Source organism: Massilia forsythiae, assembly GCF_012849555.1.
Taxonomy (GTDB): Bacteria; Pseudomonadota; Gammaproteobacteria; order Burkholderiales; family Burkholderiaceae_D; genus Telluria; species Telluria forsythiae.
This window is the reverse complement of sequence record NZ_CP051685.1, coordinates 5,973,370-5,992,962: the sequence shown is the minus strand read 5'-3', so window position 1 is coordinate 5,992,962 and position 19,593 is coordinate 5,973,370. Positions and strand designations below refer to the sequence as shown.

The following is a 19,593-nucleotide window of genomic DNA, read 5'->3' as shown; positions in this document are numbered from 1 at the left end:
ATACACCAAAGCCCGGCTGGGTAGCGGGCTTACCCTGACTTTGATCGCCAGAGGCTGGCAGCACATTTCGACAGGCACATCATGGATGCTTCCAACAAGCAATTTCTTCTTCGGATGACCGGCGCCAGGTCGCTGGCTGCCGCTTTCCTGCCCATCATGCCCATCCTGTTCGTCGTGGCAGGATGCGCTTCGGGCCTGCAGTTCCGTGACGAGGGCGGCAGCAATGCCGACCCGGCGCCACCTACGGAGCTGATTACGGAACGCCTGATCAGCAACGAGCGCCAGGAACACCTCGACCTGTCCAACCAGAACCTGGAGAAGTTGCTGGTGCCGAACCCGCCGCCCTACAAGATCGGCGGCGGCGACGTCCTGGCGATCGTGGTCTGGGACCATCCCGAACTGGCCGGCAACATGGCGATTCCATCGTCCACCGATCCCGCCGGCGCCGCGTCCGCCGCGCCGCAGGGCTTCGTGGTGGACCACCTGGGGCGCATCCAGTTCCCGCTGGCCGGCTTGCTGACGGTCGAAGGCTTGACCGAGGAACAGGCGCGCGCGCTGCTCACCACGCGCCTGGCCAAGTACCTGGCCAGGCCCAACGTCACGCTGCGCGTGCAGGCCTACCGCAGCAAGCGCGTGTACATCGACGGCGAGGTCAAGTCGCCCGGCCTGCAGGCCATCAACGACATTCCGATGACCCTGGTCGAGGCGCTCAACCGCGCCGGCGGTTTGCTGCCCACCGCCGATCAGAGCCGCATCGCGCTCGAGCGCGGCCAGGAGCGCTATCGCATCAACCTGCGCGAGCTGGTGCAGAAAGGCGTCAATCCGGGACTGGTGATGCTGGCGCCGGGCGACGTGGTGCGCGTGCATTCGCGCGACGAAAGCAAGGTGTTCGTGTCCGGCGAGGTCATCACGCCCAAGGCGCTCACGATGCACGACGGCCGGCTCACGCTGAACGAGGCGCTCGGCGAGAGCGGCGGCATCAGTCCGCTGAGCGGCGATGCGCGCCAGGTCTACGTCGTGCGCAAGACGCCGGAGCGCACCCGCGTATTCCAGCTCGATGCGCGGGTCGCCGGTTCGCTGGCGATGGCGGAATCCTTCGAACTGCAGCCGAAGGACATCGTGTACGTGGCGGCGACCCCGCTGGCGAACTGGAACCGCCAGTTGAGCCTCCTGATCCCGGGCGCGCTTACATCGGCGGTCACCGCGACCAACCGGCCTTGAACCCAAGCGGCCTTGAACCCAAGCGGCCTTGAACCCAAGCGGCCCTGAACACGATCGGTTTGCACACAAGCAGCCTTGATCGCACGCGACCTTCGTCCGCACGGAGCACAACCATGAGTACCGCAAGCGAGCAGCATGCCCTGACCCAGATCGCGCCCAGCCCGCCGATCCTGGGCGTTCCGTTCGACCCGCGCGTCGTCGACGGGCCATCGGACGAAGCTTCGTTCGACCTCAAGGGCTACCTGCACACGCTGTTCGACAACCGCTGGCTGATCGGCGGCATCACCGCGATCATCACGCTGGTCGCGGTGCTGTACGCGCTGGTCGCCAAGCCGGTATACGAGGCCAACCTGATGATCCACGTGGAGGAAGAAAGCCCGAATGCATCCAAGAACATCCTGAGCGAGGCGTCGTCGCTGTTCGAGACCAAGAAGGCCGCCATCGCCGAGATGGAACTGCTGCGTTCGCGCATGGTGGTCTCGCGTGCGGTGGACAACCTGCAGCTGTACATCGACGTACAGCCGCGCTACTTTCCGATCGCCGGGTTCTGGTTCGCCAAACAGAACGGCAACAACCTGTCCGAGCCGGGCCTGTTCGGCTACGGCGGCTACGTCTGGGGCGCGGAAAAGGCCGAAGTATCGCTGTTCGAAGTGCCCGACGCCTGGCTGGGCCGTGAATTCACGCTGACCTCGCTGGGCAACGGCCGCTTCCGCTTTTCCGGCGGCGGCCAGCGCATCGTCTTCGACGGCAACGTCGGGCTGCGCTACCGGGTGCCGACGCCCGAAGGCGTGATCGAGCTGAAGGTGGACCACCTGTCCGCCAATCCCGGCGCGCGCTTCCTGCTGCGCCGCATGTCGCGCCTGGCCATGATCCAGGCGGTCCAGAACACGCTGGTGATCACCGAGCAGGGCAAGCAGTCCGGCATCATCGAGGTCAAGCTGCAGGGTGAAAACGCGCGCCGTACCCATGGCGTGCTGAGCGAGATCGGGCGCGAGTACATGCGCCAGAACCTGGCGCGCAAGACCGAGGAAGCGGAAAAATCACTCGCCTTTCTGAACCAGCAGCTGCCGATCCTGAAGCGCCAGCTGGAGCAGGCGGAAGACCGCTACAACCAGTTCCGCAATGCGCACGGCACGGTCGACCTGCAGGAAGAAGCGCGCATGAGCCTGGCGCAGGCGGCGGCGGCCCGTGCGCGCCGCATCGACCTGATCCAGAAGAAGACCGAGCTGCTGGCGCGCTTCACCGAAGACCACCCGGTGGTGGCCGCGGTCAACCGCCAGCGCCGCGCGGTCGATGCCGAGATCGACGAAGTCAATGCGCGCATCAAGGCCATGCCCGTGCTGGAACAGGACGAAGCGCGCCTGACGCGCGACATCAAGGTGAACACCGACCTGTACACTGCCTTGTCGAACACCGCCCAGCAGCTGCGCTTGATCTCGGTCGGCCGCGTGAGCAACGTGCGCATGGTGGATGCGCCGATCCCGCCGGAAAAGCCGATCAAGCCGAACCGTCCGCTGATCGTCGCACTGGCCGTGGTCACCGGGCTGTTCCTGGGCGCCCTTGTCGCGTTCACGCGCAAGGCCATGATGGGCGGGATCGACGATCCGCAAAAGATCGAGCAGCTACTGCGCGCGCGCGTGGTGTACGCCACCATTCCGCACAGCGCCAACCAGGAAAAGCTCATGCGCAAGGCGAAGGGCGGCAACGGCGTGCTACCGCTGCTGGCAACGATCATTCCGGAAGATCCGGCCGTCGAGAGCCTGCGCAGCTTCCGCGCCGCGCTGCAGTTCTCGATGCCGCACTTCAGGAACAATATCGTCATGTTCGCCGGTCCGACGCGCGGCATCGGCAAGTCTTTCGTCAGCGCGAATTTTGCCGCCGTCATGGCTGCCAGCGGTAAACGCGTGCTCCTGATCGATGCCGACTTGCGCAACGGCCAGCTGCACCATTATTTCGGCATCGGGCGCGACCGTGGCTTGTCGCGCGCCATCCTCGGGCAGTCGGCGGTGGACGAGGTCATCCACCACGACGTGGTCGACAACCTGGACTTCATCCCCACCGGAGAATTGCCGCCGAACCGTTCCGAATTCCTGCTGCACCTGAATTTCGGTAGCCTGCTGCAGCAGGTCAGCGCCCGCTACGACATCGTGCTGCTCGATCCGCCGCCGCTGCTGGCGATTGCCGATGCGCTGATCATCGGGTCGCACGCCGGCGCCGTGTTCATCGTCGCGCGTTCGGGACAGACCAACGAGTCGGACATCAACGAGTCGATCAAGCGCCTGAACCACGCCGGCATTTCACCGCAAGGCGTGCTGTTCAACGACATGTCGCCGCGCCTGGGCAGCTATGCCGCTTACCAGCGTCTCGGCACGACGAGCAGGATCGGGTATTCGGCGCATTGAATGCCCGGAACGGCATGCAGGGAACGTATCCTGCCATGCCACATTGCGCTCATGCGTTGCTGCTTCCGAAGCGTACCGACAAAACAGCCTTCTGGCGCGACTGTGGGGTTTGCGCAGCACGGCTGCCGTTCGGATCGGTGGCGTGACGATGACAGTGGCACCCGCCCTTGTCATCGCACGCATCAGTTCAGCGCTGCCACATCATTCACACTGCATCGACAGCATCGACTGCATTGCTTCGCGTCGTGCGGATCAGGCCGCGGTCATCGATGGGCGCTTGCTGCTCGGCGGGAGCACGGCCTTGACGGCGCGCCGGATGCGGAAGGTGTTCGACTCGAACAGCAGATAGGAACAATAGGATGCCAGCAGCACGAACAGCAGCATGCCGGCATACACCGCATAATCGGCCGGCGCGGTAACTGCGAGGCGATCGCGTCCGAACAGTTCCATGCCGAGATGGCGCGAGAGCTTGATCAGCGGTACGTGGATCACGTACAAGGTGAACGAACATTCCGACAGCAGGTGCACCGACCGCGCCAGGCAATGCCGCAAGGGCGAGGCGAGATCGAGCGGACGGTACAGCGCCGCCAGCAGAGCCAGCAGCGGCAGACTATAGGCCAGGTGCTGCAGGAACGAGTCGGCTTCCAGGTCATCCACCTGGCCGAACACGCGCGAGCCTGCGGCGATGGCCAGCGCCGCAAGCAGCATGGCGATGCGCCACGGCGGCGTGCAATCGATGCGGATGCGTGAAAACAGGGTGCCCAGCAGCCACAGCGCAAAATACAGCGTGATCGGCAACGGTAACGCAGCGCCCATCAATAGCAGTGCGGTGCATGCGCTCAACTGGCGCAGGCGGTTCTTGCCCGTGAAAGCGATCAGCAGCAGCGGGAACTGCACGTAGTACCAGGTTTCGTTGGCCAGGCTCCACAACGCGTAGTTGCCGGCAAAGGTCGGGACCACGATCGTTTGCAGGCCGAGCAGATTGCCGGCGAAGCTGGCGGCCGAGTACTCGTTGGCGGTCGAGAAGTCGGCCTGGCCGGACTGCACGGCGCCGATGACGCCGCCGATCGCCAGCATCAGGCACAGCGCCGGCATCAGCACCGTCCACAGCCTGGTGGCGCGGTCGATCGCATAGACGTGCAGGGCGCCCGGCTGGTCCAGCTTGTTGAGCAGGCTGCCGCCGACCAGCCAGCCGCTGATCAGGAAAAAGATCACCACCGCCTGGTGCGCGAAGCTGGTGGCCAGGGCCAGCATCTGGTAGTGCAGCGGCGGATTTGCCAGCTCGCTCAAGCCGGGAAACATCTCTGCGCGGAGGTGGGCGGCGGCGACTTCGAGCGCCGCCAGTCCGCGCATCAGGGCAATCAGGAAGGAATTGGCACATCGGCCGTCCAGCTGGTTCTGGCGCTGCCACTGGATCGTGGGAAATTGCAGACTGATCATGAAAAGCTCCTGTCAAAAAGGAGTGGAAAAGGCGGTTATGACATGGGCACCATCAGCCATCCTGGTCCCAGGGAAAAGGCGCATGGTTGCCAGATAGAAGCAAGGCCAGCTTGATCAGCCAGTAACCGACCGGCAGCCACCGGATGGCCCATGCCGTGGCGATGAATGCGGCGATGGCGCAAGCCAGGGCAACTGGACGCGGTGCAGGGGGCGCGTCATGCGTCAGCCGGACCGCGCACACGAATGCGCCGATGCCGATCAGCCAGCCGACCGTGGCCTCGGCCGGTGTATGTTCGCCTGCGTGCACCAGCGCCGCGGCAACCACGGCGGCCAGCGCCAGTGCCGTGCCGGTCACGGCGCGGCGCATGGCAGGCGCCAGCCGCGCCGCCAGCACGTGGCACAGCGTGGGAAAGGCCAGCGCAAAACCGGTGGCATGGCCGCTGAGCGCCTTGAATTGCAGTGCGGGCACGCCGGCGTCCCAGCCCAGGAAGGCGATCTTGCTGGCTGCCACCAGGCCCAGCGTGCATCCGAACACCAGCGTCCAGCCGGCGGCCGCGCGCCAGGCGCGGCCGGCCAGCAGCCAGGCGGCGATGGCGCTGCCCGTCGGGACCGTCAGGGACAGGTCGCCGAGGTGGAGCAGGTCGGACCATGACATGTCCGGCACCTACCTGACGATGGCGGCCAGGGTATGGAAAATGATGCGCAGGTCGAGCCAGAACGATTGCTCGCGCACGTAGCGCTGGTAATACCCGAGCTTGACCGGCAAGATGGTGTCGATGTAGGCGCGCTCGGGGTCGGCGGCGCGGCCGAGGATGGCGCTTTCCTCCTTGTACAGGATCGATGCCCAGTCGGTGATGCCCGGCGCCACCGACAGCACCGTGTCGCGCACGGCGGGCGGATAGCAGGCCACGTAGCGCGGCACTTCCGGACGCGGGCCGACCAGGCTCATGGTTCCCTGCAAGACGTTGAACAATTGCGGCAACTCGTCCAGCTTGGCGCGCCGCAGCAGGCGGCCGGCGCGCGTGACGCGGGCATCCTGGCCCACGGTCAGCTGGCGTTCCTGCGGCGCCCGGTGCGCCATGGTGCGGAATTTGAGGATCGCGAACGGCACCCCGTGGCGGCCGACGCGCTGCTGGCGGAACAGGACCGGACCGGGAGAGTCGAACTTGATCCACAGGGCGACGGCCAGCAGCAGCGGCGACAATACCAGCAGGCCGGCGCCGGCGGCGAGCACGTCGAACAGCCGCTTGCTCATGCCAGCAACTCGCGCACGGCCTGGATGACGCGGTCCTGGTCGGCATCGCTCATCCGGGTGTACAGCGGCAGCGTCAGCATGCCGCGATAGCAGGCTTCCGCTACCGGGAATTGTTCCGCCGACAGGCGGCAGGCGTCGCGCCAGTACGGCTGGCGGTGCAGCGGAATGAAGTGCACGCTGGTGCCGATGCCGCGCTGCGACAGCTGGTCGATCAGCTCGTCGCGCGCGAGCGGCGCGTCGTCCGTCAGGCGTACCACGTACAGATGCCAGGCGTGGGTGCTGGCGCCGCTCGCCTCTGCCGGCAGGCGTAGCGGCAATCCAGCCAGGCCGGCGTGGTAGCGCCGCGCCAGGTGTTCGCGGCGGCGCGCGAAACGGTCGATCTTGCGCAGCTGCTGGATGCCGATGGCGGAAGCGATGTCGGTCAGGTTGTACTTGAAGCCGGCGGCCACGACCTCGTAGTACCAGGCCGGCGTGCGCGAGACGTAGCGGTTGAACGCGTCCTGGCTGATGCCGTGGATGCGCATCAGGCGCACGCGGCGCGCCAGTTCAGCGTCGCGCGTGACCACCATGCCGCCTTCGCCGGTGGTCATGGTCTTGTTGGCGTAGAAGCTGAATACCGTCACGTCGCTGTCGAGCGTGCCCACCAGCCGGCCCTGCCAGCGCGTCGGAAAGGCGTGCGCCGCATCCTCGACCACGCGCAGGCCGTGGCGCCGCGCCAGGTCCAGCAGGGCATCCATGTCGCAGGCCAGGCCGGCGTAATGCACCGGGATGACGGCGCGCGTGCGCGGCGTGATGGCGGCTGCGACGGCCTCCACCGAGATGTTCATCCGTTCCGGATCGACGTCGACGAACACCGGCTGCGCGCCCAGGTAGCGCACCACCTCGGCGGTGGCGGTGAAGGTCAGCGTGGGAACGATGACTTCGTCGCCGGGACCGATGCCGAGCGCTTCCAGCGCCAGGTGCAGGCCCGCCGTGGCGGAATTCACCGAGATCGTTTCCAGGCCGCCGCCCAGGTAGGCATTGAAATCGTGCTCGAACTGGCGCGTCACCGGCCCGGTCGTGACCCAGCCGGAGCGCAGGCAGGCCACCACGGCGTCGATCTCGGCGTCGTCGATGTCGGGCAGCGCGAACGGCAGGAACGGCGCGGCAGCGGCTTCGGTGGCGGAGGTGGCGGCAGATGCGGCGGAAGCGGCGGCAGATGCGGCGGCTTGATGTTCAGCCATGGCTGGGTTCTCCTGCAAGGGCGGTTAGGAAGCGTTGTGCGAGGACCGGATACGTGTGGTGGGCGAGCGCAAAGGCGCGCCCGCGCCGGCCGAGCGCGGTGCGTTCGTCCGCGCCCAGCGCCAGCATGGTCAGGATGCCGTCGGCGACCGCGTGCGGGTCTTCCGGCGCCACGGTGAGGCCGCAGGCGGCGTCGCGCACCGGGTCGTTGCCGGCGTCGACCGCGTGCAATACCGGACGCGCCGCCATCATGTAGTCGATCAGTTTGTTGGGCGAGATGCCGAAGCGGTACAGCGCCTGGCGCTTCCAGCCGATGTAGGCGAGGTCGAAGCGCCGCAACAGGGCCGGCACCCGGGCCTTGGGAACCGGATCGAAGAAATGGACGTTGGCCAGGCCCAGCGCCGCGGCGCGCCGCACCAGTTCCGGCTTGGCCGGCCCGCCGCCGACCAGCACGAAGGCGACCGGGCGATCGCGCAGCAAGGCGGCGGCGTCCAGCAGGGTGTCGAGCGCGTTGGCGAGGCCGTGGGTGCCGGCATAACCGACCACGAACCGGCCCTGGATACGCAGGGTGTCGAGTGCACCGTCCAGCACCGGCGGCAAGCCTTCGGCATCGCCGCAGGCAGCGTCGCGCCATTCGTCCGGGTCGACGCCGTTCGGCACCAGGTGCAGCTTGTGCGGCGCCATGCCGTGCGCTTCCAGGTGCGTGCGTACCTTCGGCAGGATCGAGACCACGGCGTCCGCGTGGCGGCAGGCGAAGTTCTCGGCGGCTTGCAGCAGCATGATGAAGGGATGGCGCCGCGAATGGCCTCCCAGTTCCATCGGCGACAGCGGCCACAGGTCGTGCAGCTCGAACAGCAGGCGCGCGCCGGCGCGGCGGGCGATGCGGTGCGCCGGCCAGATATCGAGCGGGTAGGTGCTGGAGGCGATCACCGCGTCCGGCTTCAACGTGTCGGCCAGCCGCGCGCCTTCCCGCTGCAGGCGCAGCACGAAGGCGGCCATGTTGCGCACGCGCGCCAGGCCATTGCCGCGGTAGGGCGGCGTGGTCAGCCAGACGTAATCGATGCCGTCGATGGTCTCGCACTGGCGCCAGGCGCCTTCCATCGCCGGCGCCTGGGTGCGCACGTGCGATTCCGACGAGGCGACGATGGTCACCTTGTGCCCCTGGCGCACCCATTCGCGCGCCAGGTAGTAGGGCCGGTATTCCATCCCGTGGCGCACCGAGCCGGCGTAGTGGTTGATCAGCAGGATGTTCATGTGCGCCACGCCAGTTCTTCGGCCAGGCGCACCATGTTGCAGCGCGTCGTGTCGACCCAGTTGGTTTCCCATTGCAACGGATGGGTCAGGAAGCAGATGCGCTGGTGCCGGCCCAGCGCCTCGAACGGCGACAACGGAAAGTAGAACACCGGATACGGCCGGTCGCTGATGTACAGGTCGAAGTGGCGCAGCAATTCGCTGTCGTAGGATTCGCATTCGATGCCACAGCGCCGGCGCAGGTCCGGGTCGCGCAGCAGTTCGTGGTTGATCACCTTGAGGCGGCGGTTGGCGAAGTCGCCATGGCTGGCGACGGTGGCCAGCGGCGTGCCGAGATCGTCGCGGATGCGCTGGTAGTTGTGCACGAACATTTCGCGGATCTCGGGGAAGCGCTCGCGTACCTGGCTGCCGCAGCGCAGCCGGTGGCGCTTGGCGAAGGTCGCCACTTCCTCGTAGTGGTAGCTGGCCTCGCTGCCGGCAGCCTCGATGGCGCGCATGAAGCCATAGTCGAGCGTGCTCAAACGGAAGTAATAGCTGGCCCGCACCCCATGCTTGACCTCGAGCGCGAACATCTTGCGCGCCGTGCGCAGGTCGCTGTCGATATCGTGGCGGTGCACCACCACCTTGCCGGTGTCGCTTCCTTCCTGGCGGATCGCGCGGTGGAAGTCGCGCACCGACAGTTGCCGGTAACCGGACTGGCGCGCCTGCACGAGCAGCGCTTCGTACTCGCACAGGCGGGACGGCATCAGGTAATCCGAATAGACGCGATTGAGCAAAGTCTTCATTGCAAGCTGTACTTGGCGCGGTAGGGTTGGAAGCCGACGATGCGCTTGAACTGTTGCAGCCCCGGCTGGGCGCCGAAGAAGGTGTCGTACATGAGGTAACGCACGTCGTTGCGCTCGATCAGGCGCGACACGATGTCGACGACGAGCAGATGCATGATCCCGTCGTTGTTGCGCAGCCCCATGAGCTGCGAAAAGGCGTCGAAATTGCCGTAGTGGCCGACGTTGGCGTACGCTACCAGGCGTCCTTTGCCGTCGAGCACGCCGTAGTAGCTGAAATGCGGCTGGCGCTCGAAACGGGTGGTTTTTTCCAGGTAATGGCGGTCCATCGGCCGGCCCTGGCGGCTGTCCAGCGCCGTATTGATGGCGTGGATGCCGTCGACATGCTCGTTGCGCTCGATCTCGGTGCACACGTAGCCGCGCGAGCGGGCGCGCCTGGCGTGCCAGGCGCCCTGGTTCTTGCCCTGGATCGCATCCAGGTAGGCCGGCGTGTTCGCGAAGTGCTTGAGGTCGATCAGCGCCGCGCCCATCGTCTTGTTGCGGATCAGCTTGTAGCGTGGATGCCGCCTGGTGAAGTTGCGGTAGGTCGATGGAATGTCGTGCGGTTCGATGTGCGCTTCGAAGCGCAGGTCGGCCACGGGCAATTGCAGGATCTGGCGGACGGTCTCGTAATGGCGGAGGAAGGCGTTCATGGTCTGGCGCTCACGGTTTGCTTTGTGCTCACGGGTTGCTCATGCGCTGCGCTTGGCCGGGTACGGCGTCCGGCTGCCACCGGCGCGGCCATTGGCCAGGCGTTCGTAGAAGCCGGCCAGCTTGTCGGCTTCGCCGCGCCAGTGATAGGTGGCATGCGCCGCGCGCCGTCCGTTTTCTCCCATGCGCCGCGCCACGTCGGGGTGGCGGCACAGGTAGTCGATGGCGGCGGCGATGGCGGCCGGGTCGAGCGGGTCCACGCACAGGCCGCACTGGTTGCCTTCGACGATGTCCTGCCATAGCGGAAAACGCGAGGCGATCACCGGCAGGCCGGCCGCCATGTACTCGAACATCTTGACCGGCAAGGCATCCAGGTAATTGACGACCGGATGCAGCGTGACCAGCCCGGCCATCGCGCGCGCCATCGCGCGCTGCACGCCGGCACGGTCGAGGTGGCCGTGCGCATCCACCTGTTTCCAGCCGGGCAGGCGCCGCACTTCGTCGGCCAGCGCCGGCTCGGCGAAGCCGCCCACCAGCGACAGCCGTGCCGGCGATTCCAGCAGTGCGCACGCCTGTACCAGTTCACGGATGCCGCGGATGGCGGAGATGCTGCCGACGTAGCAGACTTCCTGCGTCTTGGCACCCCAGTCCGGCGCCGCGCCGAATTCCTGCAGCAGCGGATAATTGTTGACCCCGACCGTATTCGGATGCAGGCGCGCCAGCCGCGTGCGGATGAAGGGGGTGGCGGCGACCAGGCCGTCCAGGCGCGGGTAGGCATGGCGTTCGACCACGCCGAAAGCGCCGGACAGCAGGCGCCGCGCCAGCGGCGTCAGGTAGGGCTTGGCCAGCAGCTGGGCCGGCACGTCTTCGTGCGAATCGAATACCACCTGCTTGCCGCGGCGCTTGAGGAACAGCCCGGCCAGGAGCAGCTCGGGATCGTGCAGGTGATACACGTCGGCGTCGAGTACCAGCGCCGCGCGCAGCACCCGGCGCGTGGTGCGCAGCACCCGGTTCACGCGTCCGGGCAGGCGGCCGACGTCGACGATGCGTACGCCATCCTCCCATTCGTCGCCGAGGCCGTCGGCCACGACCAGGCTGACCCGGTGGCCGCGTTCGGCCAGGCTGCGGCATTGCTTGACGAACACCCGGGTGTCGTAGCGCGGGTGTACCGAGGTCAGGTGGACGATGTCGGCCATGATGGGGGTTGCTTCAAGCGGTCAGGATTGCGGCGTCGGCGGTGCGCGCCTCGCCCACGCAATCGAGCAGGGCGGCGCACACCGCGCCGATGTCCTCGTCCGTCAGGTATGGGCCCATCGGCAGGCTCATCACCGTGCCGGCCAGCGTGCAGGCGGCGGGGCAGGGGTCGCCGCCGCTCAGGGCGGCGTAGGCCGGCTGCCGGTGGACCGGAACCGGGTAGTGCACCGCGGTCGGAATGCCGGCGGCCTGCAGCGCCTGCTGCAGCGCTTCGCGCCGCTCGACCAGGACCGTGTACTGGGCGTGGACGCTGCTGCGGTCGGCGCGCCGGGCGACACGGCGCACGCGCGTGCCGAGCAGGGCGTCGTAGGTGGCGGCGGCGCGCCGGCGCTGGTGCAGCTCCCACTCGAACAGGGGCAGCTTGGCCAGCACGATCGCGCACTGCAGCGTGTCCATGCGGCCGCCGACGCCGATCCGGGTATGCACGTAGCGCCGGCTCTGGCCGTGTAGGCGGATCTCGCGCATGGCGCCGGCCAGTTCGTCGTCGCTGGTGAACAGGGCGCCGCCGTCGCCGTAGCAGCCGAGCGGCTTGCTGGGGAAGAAGCTGGTGCAGCCGATCGTCGACAGGTTGCCGCTCTTCCTGCCGCGGTAGTCGGCGCCGAAGCTCTGCGCGCCGTCCTCGATCACCGCCACGCCGTGGCGCGCGGCGATGGCGTTGATCTCGTCCATGTCGGCGGGCTGGCCATACAGCGACACCGGGATGACGGCGCGGGTGCGCGGCGTGATGCGCGCGTCGAGCTGGCCGGCGTCGAGGTTGGCGGTGAGCGGGTCGACGTCGACGAACACCGGCGTCGCCCCCAGCAGCACGATGACCTCGGCGGTGGCGATGAAGGTGAACGGCGTGGTGACGACTTCGTCGCCGCGACCGACACCGAGCGCCATCAGGGCGATCAGCAGCGCTTCCGTGCCCGAGGACACGGTGATGCAGTGGCGCGCGCCGGTGTACTGCGCCAGCGCGGCTTCGAGTTCGGCCACTTCCGGCCCCATGATGTACTGGCCATGGTCGAGCACGGCCTGGATGCGTGCGTTGACGAGGTCGCGCGTTGCCTGGTACTGGGACTTGAGGTCGATGAATTCCATGATGGTCGGGCCGGGTTGGATTGGGCTGGTTCGGAGCGCGTGGTCGGCGGGGACAATGTCATTCGCCGGCGTGCCGGCCGCAAGCCGGGGCAGCGCCGGCCGCCAGCGTGCAGACGCCGCCGCGCAGCAGGTAGGTCTCGCCGGTGTGCGGGCAGTGCGCTTCGCCGTCGCCGTGGCGCGGCAGCGCCAGGCGCTCGCCGAAGCGGCTGATCCAGCCGATCTGGCGCGCCGGCACGCCGGCCATCAGCGCGAAGTCGGGCACGTCGTGCTTGACCACGGCGCCGGCGCCGACGAAGGCATAGCGGCCCACCGTGACGCCGCACACGATGGTGGCGTTGGCGCCGATGCTGGCGCCGCGCCGCACCAGCGTGCGCCGGTACTGGTCCTTGCGGACTATGCCGGCGCGCGGGTTGTAGACGTTGGTGAACACCATGCTCGGACCGCAGAACACCTCGTCCTCGAGGGTGACGGCGTCGTACACCGAGACGTTGTTCTGGATCTTGACGCGGTCGCCGATGACGACGTCGTTGCCGACGAATACGTTCTGGCCGAGCGAGCAGGCAGCGCCGATGCGCGCGCCCGCGCACACGTGCGAGAAATGCCAGACGCGGGTGTCGGCGCCGAGCTCGGCGCCGGCATCGACGATGGCGCTGGGGTGGACCGCGCCGGAACGGCAGTCCTGGGATGCATCGGGAAGTGTCATGTTCAATACTCCAGCACGTTCAATATTCCAGAGGCAGGGCGACGCGCTTGCCGTCGCGCGCCGATTGGTAGGCGGCGACCAGCACCTCGAGCGATTTCAAGCCTTCGCGGCCGTCGGTCTCGGGTTCGGCTTCGCCGCGCAGCACGCGGATCACGTTGTCGTAGTACAGCGGGTGGCCGAAGCCGTACACCGACGTGGTCTGGTAGCTGGCGTCGCCGACCAGGTCGTCCTCCGGATCGGGCGCGGCGAATTCCCATTGCTGCACCTGGTTGACGGCGACGCCGCCGATGCGCACCGTGCCGCGCTCGCCCAGGATCGTGATCGAGCCTTCCAGGTTGTGCGGATAGGTGAGCATGGTGACGTTCATCGAGCCGAGCGCGCCGTTGCGCCAGCGCAGGCTGATCACGCCGGTGTCCTCGACCTCGATGTCGCGCGCCAGCGTGGCGGTGTAGGCCTGCAGGCTTTCCACCGGGCCGACGATCCAGTCGATCAGGTCGACGTAGTGGCTGGCCTGGTTCATGAAGGCGCCGCCGTCGAATTCCCAGGTACCGCGCCACTTGGCGCTGCGGTAGTACTCCGGCGGGCGGGTCCAGAACACGTTCAGGTTGACCATGTAGATGCGGCCGAAGCGCTTCTTCTCGACGGCGCGCTTGAGCAGCTGCAGGGTGGCGTTGCGGCGGTTCTGCTTGACCACGAACAGGCGCACCCCGGCGGCGTCGGCGGCCGCCACCATGCGCTTGCCGTCTTCCCAGCGCGTGGCCATCGGCTTCTCGGTGATCACGTGGCGGCCGGCCTGGGCGATGCGGATCGCCTGCTCCGGATGCAGGCCGGACGGTGTGGTGACGATGAAGGCGTCGGCGTCGCATTCGCGCAGCATCTGCTCCAGGCTGGCGTAGCCGGCGGCGCCGGTGGTGCCCACCGCGCGGTCGAGCGCACGCGCATCGACGTCGCATACGCCGGCCAGCTCGGCCCGCTCGTGGTGCTGGCGCAGCGCCTCGAAGTGGTTATTGGCGATGCGTCCGCAGCCGACCAGCGCGAAGCGGATCCTGCGGTCGTTGATGGGCGCGGGGTAGTTGCGCATGGCGGCTCCTTCAGGCCTTGACGACGTTCGGCAGCGAGGACAGGTACACGCCGCGCGTGTCGACCACCAGGTTCGCGTACTGGCCGATCAGGTCGTAGTCGAAGGCGCTGTGCGCGGTGGCCAGCAGCACCAGGTCGTACGAGGCGACGGTGCGGGCATCCAGTTCGACGCTCTTCAGGTCGAAATGGTGTTCGCGCATGCGCGGGAAGGCCGGCACGTGGGGGTCGGAGTAATCCACCGCGGCGCCCTTGTCGCGCAGGATTTCCATCAGCTCGACCGAGGGCGATTCGCGCATGTCCTCGATGTCCTTCTTGTAGGCGATGCCCAGCACCAGCACGCGGCTGCCCATCACCGACTTGCCGCGCCGGTTCAGGGCGTCGGTGACCTTGCCGACCACCCAGTGCGGCATGTCGCTGTTGATCTCGCCGGCCAGTTCGATGAAGCGGGTGTGCAGGCCGAACTCGCGCGCCTTCCAGGTAAGGTAGAACGGGTCGATCGGGATGCAGTGGCCGCCCAGGCCGGGGCCGGGATAGTAGGGGGTGAAGCCGAACGGCTTGGTGGCGGCGGCGCGGATCACCTCGTGGATGTCGATGTCCATGCGGTCGGCGATGATCTTCATTTCGTTGACCAGGCCGATGTTGACCGCGCGGTGGATGTTTTCCAGCAGCTTGGTGAGTTCCGCCGCCCGCGTCGAGCTGACCGGCACCACGCGGTCGATCGCCGGGCTGTACAGGGCGATGCCGGCTTGCAGGCAGGCCGCGGTGGCGCCGCCGCAGATCTTGGGAATGGTGCGGGTATGGAAATCGGGATTGCCGGGGTCTTCGCGCTCGGGCGAGAACACCAGGAAGGTGTCGCGCCCGATGACGAAGCCGCGCGATTCCAGGCGCGGCTTGAGCTCCTCGTCGGTGGTGCCCGGATAGGTGGTGCTTTCCAGCGACAGCACCTGGCCGGGACGCATGAAGGGCAGCAGGGCGTCGGCGGTATCCAGCACGAAGGAAAGGTCGGGCTCGCGGTAGGCGTTGAGCGGGGTCGGCACGCAGATGATCAGGGCGTCCGGCTCGCCGGCGCGGGTGAAGTTGGTGGTCGCTTCGAAGCCGCGCTCGCGGGCGGCGGCGATGTCGCTGCCGGCGATGTGCTTGATGTAGCTTTCGCCGCGGTTCAGGCGTTCGATCTTGGCGCCGTCGATGTCGATCCCGAGGACGCGAAAACCCGCCTCGGCGTAGCGCAGCGTCAGCGGCAGGCCGACGTAGCCCAGGCCGATGATGCCGATGACGGCGGTGCGGTCACGCAGCTTGCTGGTGAGCTGTTCGAGAAATGCCGGCTTGCTTTCGTCACGCATGAGTTTCCTCGCGAATCGGTAAGTAATGAATGAACGTCAAAAAAGTGCGTCGTACGGTTGCCCGGGCGCTGCACGCCGTGGCCGTCAGATGCGGAACGGCGTGAACTTCCTGATCAGCGCCAGGTGGTCGGACGCCGGCTCCGCAGGCGGCGTCGAGGCGGGCGCCACAGCCGCCGCGCCGGGCGCGGTTGCCGGCGTGGCCGGCTGCGGCTGCGGCTGCGGCTGCGGGTTGTATTCGGTGACGATGGCCTTGACCATCGATTCGATCATGGCGCGCTCATGGGTTTCGCAGGCCATCATCAGGCAGGTGATGAAGGTTTCCAGCACGCTGGGACGCAGCGCGCTTTCCTTCATGCGCATGATGCGCGGGTGCTCGCTCGGGAACACCACGCCGTCGGTCAGCAGTTCCTCGTGCAGTTTCTCGCCGGGGAACAAGCCGACGTAGCGGATCTCGATGTCGCCGCCCGCATGCTGCGCGCTGCGCTCGGTCAGCCCCGACAGGGCGATCAGGCTGCGCGCCAGGTCGACGATGCGCACCGGTTCGCCCATGTCGAGCACGAACACGTCCCCGCCCTTGGCCATGGCGCCGGCCTGGATCACCAGCTGTGCGGCTTCGGGAATCAGCATGAAGTAGCGCGACACGTCCGGGTGGGTGATGGTCAGCGGACCGCCGCGCGCGATCTGGCGCTGGAACAGCGGGATCACCGAGCCGGACGAACCGAGCACGTTGCCGAAGCGGACCATGGAAAAGGTGGTCGGGCTGTCGTGGCGCACCGCCGCAGCCTGGAAGATCAATTCGGCGATGCGCTTGCTGGCGCCCATGATGTTGGTCGGCCGCACCGCCTTGTCGCTGGAGATCAGCACGCAGGTCTCGACCGCGTGCTTGGCGGCCTGGGTGGCGATCACCTGGGCGCCGACCACGTTGTTGCGCAGGCCTTCGACGATGTTGCTCTCGACCAGCGGCACGTGCTTGTAGGCGGCAGCGTGGTAGATGGTGTCGACCTTGCCGTCGCGCAGGATGCGTTCGACCAGTTCGGCATTGCACACCGAGCCCAGGTGCGCGTCGATGGAAATCTGCGGGAAGCGCGTGGCCAGTTCCTGCCTGATCGTGTACAGCGCGAATTCGGAGTGGTCGAGCAGGTGCAGGCGGCGCGGCGCGAGCGTCACGATCTGGCGGCACAATTCGCTGCCGATGGAGCCGCCGGCGCCGGTGACCAGCACGGTCTTGGCATGCACGCAGCGGGCGAACAGGTCGAGCCGCGGCGGCACCGGCGGGCGGCCCAGCAGGTCTTCGAACTTCAGTTCGCGAATCGCCTCGCGCGGCGTGACCTTGTCGTCGCCCAGGTCGACCAGGCGGCTCAGGATGCGGGTGGCGACGCCGGCCTGGGCCAGGCGCTGCATGATGTCGCGCAGGCGCTCCGCCGAGACGCCGGGAATCGCGATGACGATCGAGCGGATGCGCATGGCGTTGACGATCTCTACCAGGCGCTCGGTATGGAACACGCGCAGGCCGCCGATGTTGCGTTCGATGAGCGCGTGCTTGTCGTCGAAGAAGCAGACCGGGCGGTAGTCCTCGCCGCCGAGCATGGTCTGGGCCAGCTTGGCGCCGGCCTCTCCGGCGCCGTAGATCGCCACCACTTCGGACACGGCGCGGCCGCGCGCATGGTGGTTGCGCAGGAAATTACGCATGCCGACGCGCGAGGCGACCACGTAGGAAAACACGATGAACCAGTAGATCGCCAGCGCGCTGCGTGGAAAGCTTTCCTCGTTGATGGCGAACATGACCAGGTAGGCGCACAGGATCGCCAGCGCCAGCGAGGCGCCGGTGACGCTCAGCAGGCGCTGGTCGATGAAGCGGATCACGGCGCGGTACAGGTCCGACACCGAGAACGCCGCGATGGTGAGGACGGCGACCAGCACGTACGAGGCCGGGCCGAAGTGGGACGCCAGTTTCAGGTCGCCGCCGCGCAGCAGCATGGCGATCAGGAAGCAGCATGGCAATGCGATCAGATCTGCCGTGACCATCAGCGCGATCTTTGCTGTTCGATGCAATGAAACCATTTTTGAACAGAATTGATTAATAACGCTGGAATGAATTGTTGGCATGATTCCGAAAACTGCATGAGGTTTCAGGGTTATCCGTCTTATTTTGGAATTTATTGAATAAATGAATTAAATCGATTCATTTTTTATGCCCGATCGACAAGGATCGATGGGATGTAAGTGGCTACTGTTTAGATCGTCTATTGCTGAGTAAGTTTATTATCTGAGCGCATAAGAATCGCGGATTTGACCATGCTCAACTAGGGAAATGGAATTAATTTTTTTCTCTATTAAGTGAAAATAAGAAATTTATTCTTAGAATTAAGTCGAGCTGAAAGCACTGCTGCAAAACCGCGCAATTCTGCAAACCCTGTTATTGAGCGCGTTCGGCCAGATGGATCGATGATCTTGGCCAAATGGCGCAATTGAAGGGTGCGATTATTAGATATGGAAAATGGCGCGAATTAAATTCAGGCCAATCGCAATAGAAGGGGGATGAATTGCCGATAAGAACACGCGACCCTGCGGCCGGGCCGGCGCCGGACATGGCGGCAGGCAAGACAGTTCAGAACGGATGGGAAGCGAACGCCGCCGGGAATGCAGCGTGGGAAGAAGGCTACGCCGGGATGCCTTCGCATCCCCGGCGGTGGATCACGGCGCGCCGGCCGTGCCGGCTGCGGCGCCGGCGCCGGGTTGCGGCGCGGCGGCTGGCCCCGGCATGCCCGGCCGCGGTTGCGGCGCCATCGGCGGCACCACGATCTCGTCGTTCAATCGCAGGAACTTGAAGCCGGCCAGCGACTGGCCATGCTTGCCTTCCTGGCGGTTGCGTTCCTCGCGCGCGGCGGCGCGCGCGATGTACGACGCGAAGGTTTCCTCGCGCACCTGCGGTTCGGATGAATGCAGGAAATGGCGTTCGCCGTCCGCACCCAGCACCACCAGTCCCACGTGCGAGGCCCAGTACTCGCCGTCGCGGGTCGAGATCACGTTGACGAAGTCACCTTCGCGCAACTGGCCGGCGATGGCCGCCACCCGCTCCTTGGCGACGTAGCTCTGGCGGCTGGATTCGACCGGGATGCCGGTCTCGGTGTGATGGCGCATGCGCAGGAAGCGCGCGCGGTCGACCGTCATGCCGTAACCGGGGCCGTCCGGCCCGGCCAGTCGGGCGCTGACGTCGGTCACCAGCCAGCGGTTGGCGACGTTCCAGTCCATCTCGGTGTAATGGTTGCGCGTGGCGACCCCGATCACGCCGTCGCGGTAGCGGATGCGCTGCAGCATCCAGAAGAATTCTTCCCACGATCGCGACAGCGCCATCGCGTAGGTGTGTTCCGCGAACACCACGCAATCGCTGTGGTCGAGGCTGAACATCGGCAAATCGTCGTGCACTTCGAACGGATACTCACCCAACAGGTTCAGCCGGTAGGGCTGGCCGATGTTCTTGCGGCCGATCGCCGCGATGCGCTTGCGCAGGTCCGGCTCGGCGTCATGCACCCAGGCCACGTAGCGCCCGGCCTGCACCGGCGTCATGCGGTAGATCGGCATGGCCAGGATGGCGTCCAGCGGCGTCTCGGCGGCGCGTCCGGCGGCGGCAGTTGCGGGCACCGCCCTGGCGGCGGTCGGCGTTGCCGCAGGCGGGGCGGCGCAGCCGGCGAACAGGGCGGCGCACAGCGGCGCCAGCAGGCGCATCGGACGCGCAGCGCAGCGAGCGGCGTAACGGGAAGGGCGGGATACGGCGGTTGGCAGCATGGCAAATCCTCGGTGGCCAGAACGCTACGCTAGCGCGTCCGGCAGGGATGCATGAAATGAAAAGTTTTCGTGCAGGTATAACACCACG

General features: G+C 66.7%; 16 protein-coding genes. 2 read left to right on the top strand and 14 right to left on the bottom strand.

Annotated elements, in window-relative coordinates; translation table 11 throughout:
• Nucleotides 1-81 precede the first annotated feature (81 nt).
• Together HH212_RS25170 and HH212_RS25165 are read left to right on the top strand one after the other, a co-directional pair.
• Complete coding sequence (locus tag HH212_RS25170; RefSeq protein ID WP_229217457.1) at nt 82-1,221, top strand: polysaccharide biosynthesis/export family protein; 1,140 nt, start codon at nt 82-84, stop codon at nt 1,219-1,221.
• Between the two features lie 113 nt (nt 1,222-1,334).
• Complete coding sequence (locus HH212_RS25165; RefSeq protein WP_170204965.1) at nt 1,335-3,623, top strand: polysaccharide biosynthesis tyrosine autokinase; 2,289 nt, start codon at nt 1,335-1,337, stop codon at nt 3,621-3,623.
• A 252-nt stretch (nt 3,624-3,875) separates the two neighbouring features.
• Here the strand turns inward: HH212_RS25165 and HH212_RS25160 are convergent, their stop codons facing one another.
• The 14 genes from HH212_RS25160 to HH212_RS25095 form a co-directional block, all read right to left on the bottom strand.
• Nucleotides 3,876-5,063: an acyltransferase family protein gene (locus HH212_RS25160; RefSeq protein ID WP_170204964.1), complete on the bottom strand. Its 1,188-nt coding sequence runs from the start codon at nt 5,061-5,063 to the stop codon at nt 3,876-3,878.
• A 52-nt stretch (nt 5,064-5,115) separates the two neighbouring features.
• A complete protein-coding gene (locus HH212_RS25155; RefSeq protein ID WP_170204963.1) occupies nt 5,116-5,718 on the bottom strand; it encodes a phosphatase PAP2 family protein in 603 nt (200 codons plus the stop codon).
• 9 nt (nt 5,719-5,727) lie between these two features.
• Nucleotides 5,728-6,318 (bottom strand): sugar transferase, encoded by a 591-nt coding sequence (locus HH212_RS25150; protein WP_170204962.1) that lies wholly within the window; start codon nt 6,316-6,318, stop codon nt 5,728-5,730.
• The gene (locus tag HH212_RS25145) at nt 6,315-7,541 is read right to left on the bottom strand and encodes a DegT/DnrJ/EryC1/StrS family aminotransferase (protein ID WP_170204961.1); all 1,227 of its coding nucleotides are present in this window, start codon (nt 7,539-7,541) and stop codon (nt 6,315-6,317) included. Before HH212_RS25145 ends, HH212_RS25150 begins: the two co-directional genes overlap by 4 nt.
• Nucleotides 7,534-8,793 (bottom strand): glycosyltransferase family 4 protein, encoded by a 1,260-nt coding sequence (locus HH212_RS25140; protein ID WP_170204960.1) that lies wholly within the window; start codon nt 8,791-8,793, stop codon nt 7,534-7,536. The genes HH212_RS25145 and HH212_RS25140 overlap by 8 nt, the downstream gene beginning before the upstream one ends.
• Nucleotides 8,790-9,575 carry a polysaccharide deacetylase family protein gene (locus HH212_RS25135; RefSeq protein WP_170204959.1) on the bottom strand — a complete coding sequence of 262 codons (786 nt, stop codon included), beginning with the start codon at nt 9,573-9,575 and terminating at the stop codon, nt 8,790-8,792. The genes HH212_RS25140 and HH212_RS25135 overlap by 4 nt, the downstream gene beginning before the upstream one ends.
• The gene (locus HH212_RS25130; RefSeq protein WP_170204958.1) at nt 9,572-10,264 is read right to left on the bottom strand and encodes a hypothetical protein; all 693 of its coding nucleotides are present in this window, start codon (nt 10,262-10,264) and stop codon (nt 9,572-9,574) included. Before HH212_RS25130 ends, HH212_RS25135 begins: the two co-directional genes overlap by 4 nt.
• A 39-nt stretch (nt 10,265-10,303) precedes the next feature.
• Nucleotides 10,304-11,458 carry a glycosyltransferase family 4 protein gene (locus HH212_RS25125; RefSeq protein ID WP_170204957.1) on the bottom strand — a complete coding sequence of 385 codons (1,155 nt, stop codon included), beginning with the start codon at nt 11,456-11,458 and terminating at the stop codon, nt 10,304-10,306.
• Between the two features lie 13 nt (nt 11,459-11,471).
• Nucleotides 11,472-12,596: a DegT/DnrJ/EryC1/StrS family aminotransferase gene (locus HH212_RS25120; protein WP_170204956.1), complete on the bottom strand. Its 1,125-nt coding sequence runs from the start codon at nt 12,594-12,596 to the stop codon at nt 11,472-11,474.
• 58 nt (nt 12,597-12,654) lie between these two features.
• On the bottom strand, nt 12,655-13,299 hold the full coding sequence (locus HH212_RS25115) for an acyltransferase (protein WP_170204955.1): 645 nt from the start codon (nt 13,297-13,299) through the stop codon (nt 12,655-12,657).
• Nucleotides 13,300-13,318: 19 nt separating this feature from the next.
• Nucleotides 13,319-14,380: a Gfo/Idh/MocA family protein gene (locus HH212_RS25110; protein ID WP_170204954.1), complete on the bottom strand. Its 1,062-nt coding sequence runs from the start codon at nt 14,378-14,380 to the stop codon at nt 13,319-13,321.
• A gap of 10 nt (nt 14,381-14,390) precedes the next feature.
• Entirely contained in the window at nt 14,391-15,719 is a 1,329-nt protein-coding gene (locus tag HH212_RS25105) for a nucleotide sugar dehydrogenase (RefSeq protein ID WP_170204953.1), read from the bottom strand.
• An 84-nt stretch (nt 15,720-15,803) separates the two neighbouring features.
• Nucleotides 15,804-17,744, bottom strand: a complete 1,941-nt coding sequence (locus HH212_RS25100) for a polysaccharide biosynthesis protein (protein ID WP_229217456.1) — start codon at nt 17,742-17,744, stop codon at nt 15,804-15,806.
• A gap of 669 nt (nt 17,745-18,413) precedes the next feature.
• A complete protein-coding gene (locus HH212_RS25095; protein WP_229217455.1) occupies nt 18,414-19,505 on the bottom strand; it encodes an N-acetylmuramoyl-L-alanine amidase-like domain-containing protein in 1,092 nt (363 codons plus the stop codon).
• Between the last annotated feature and the right edge of the window lie 88 nt (nt 19,506-19,593).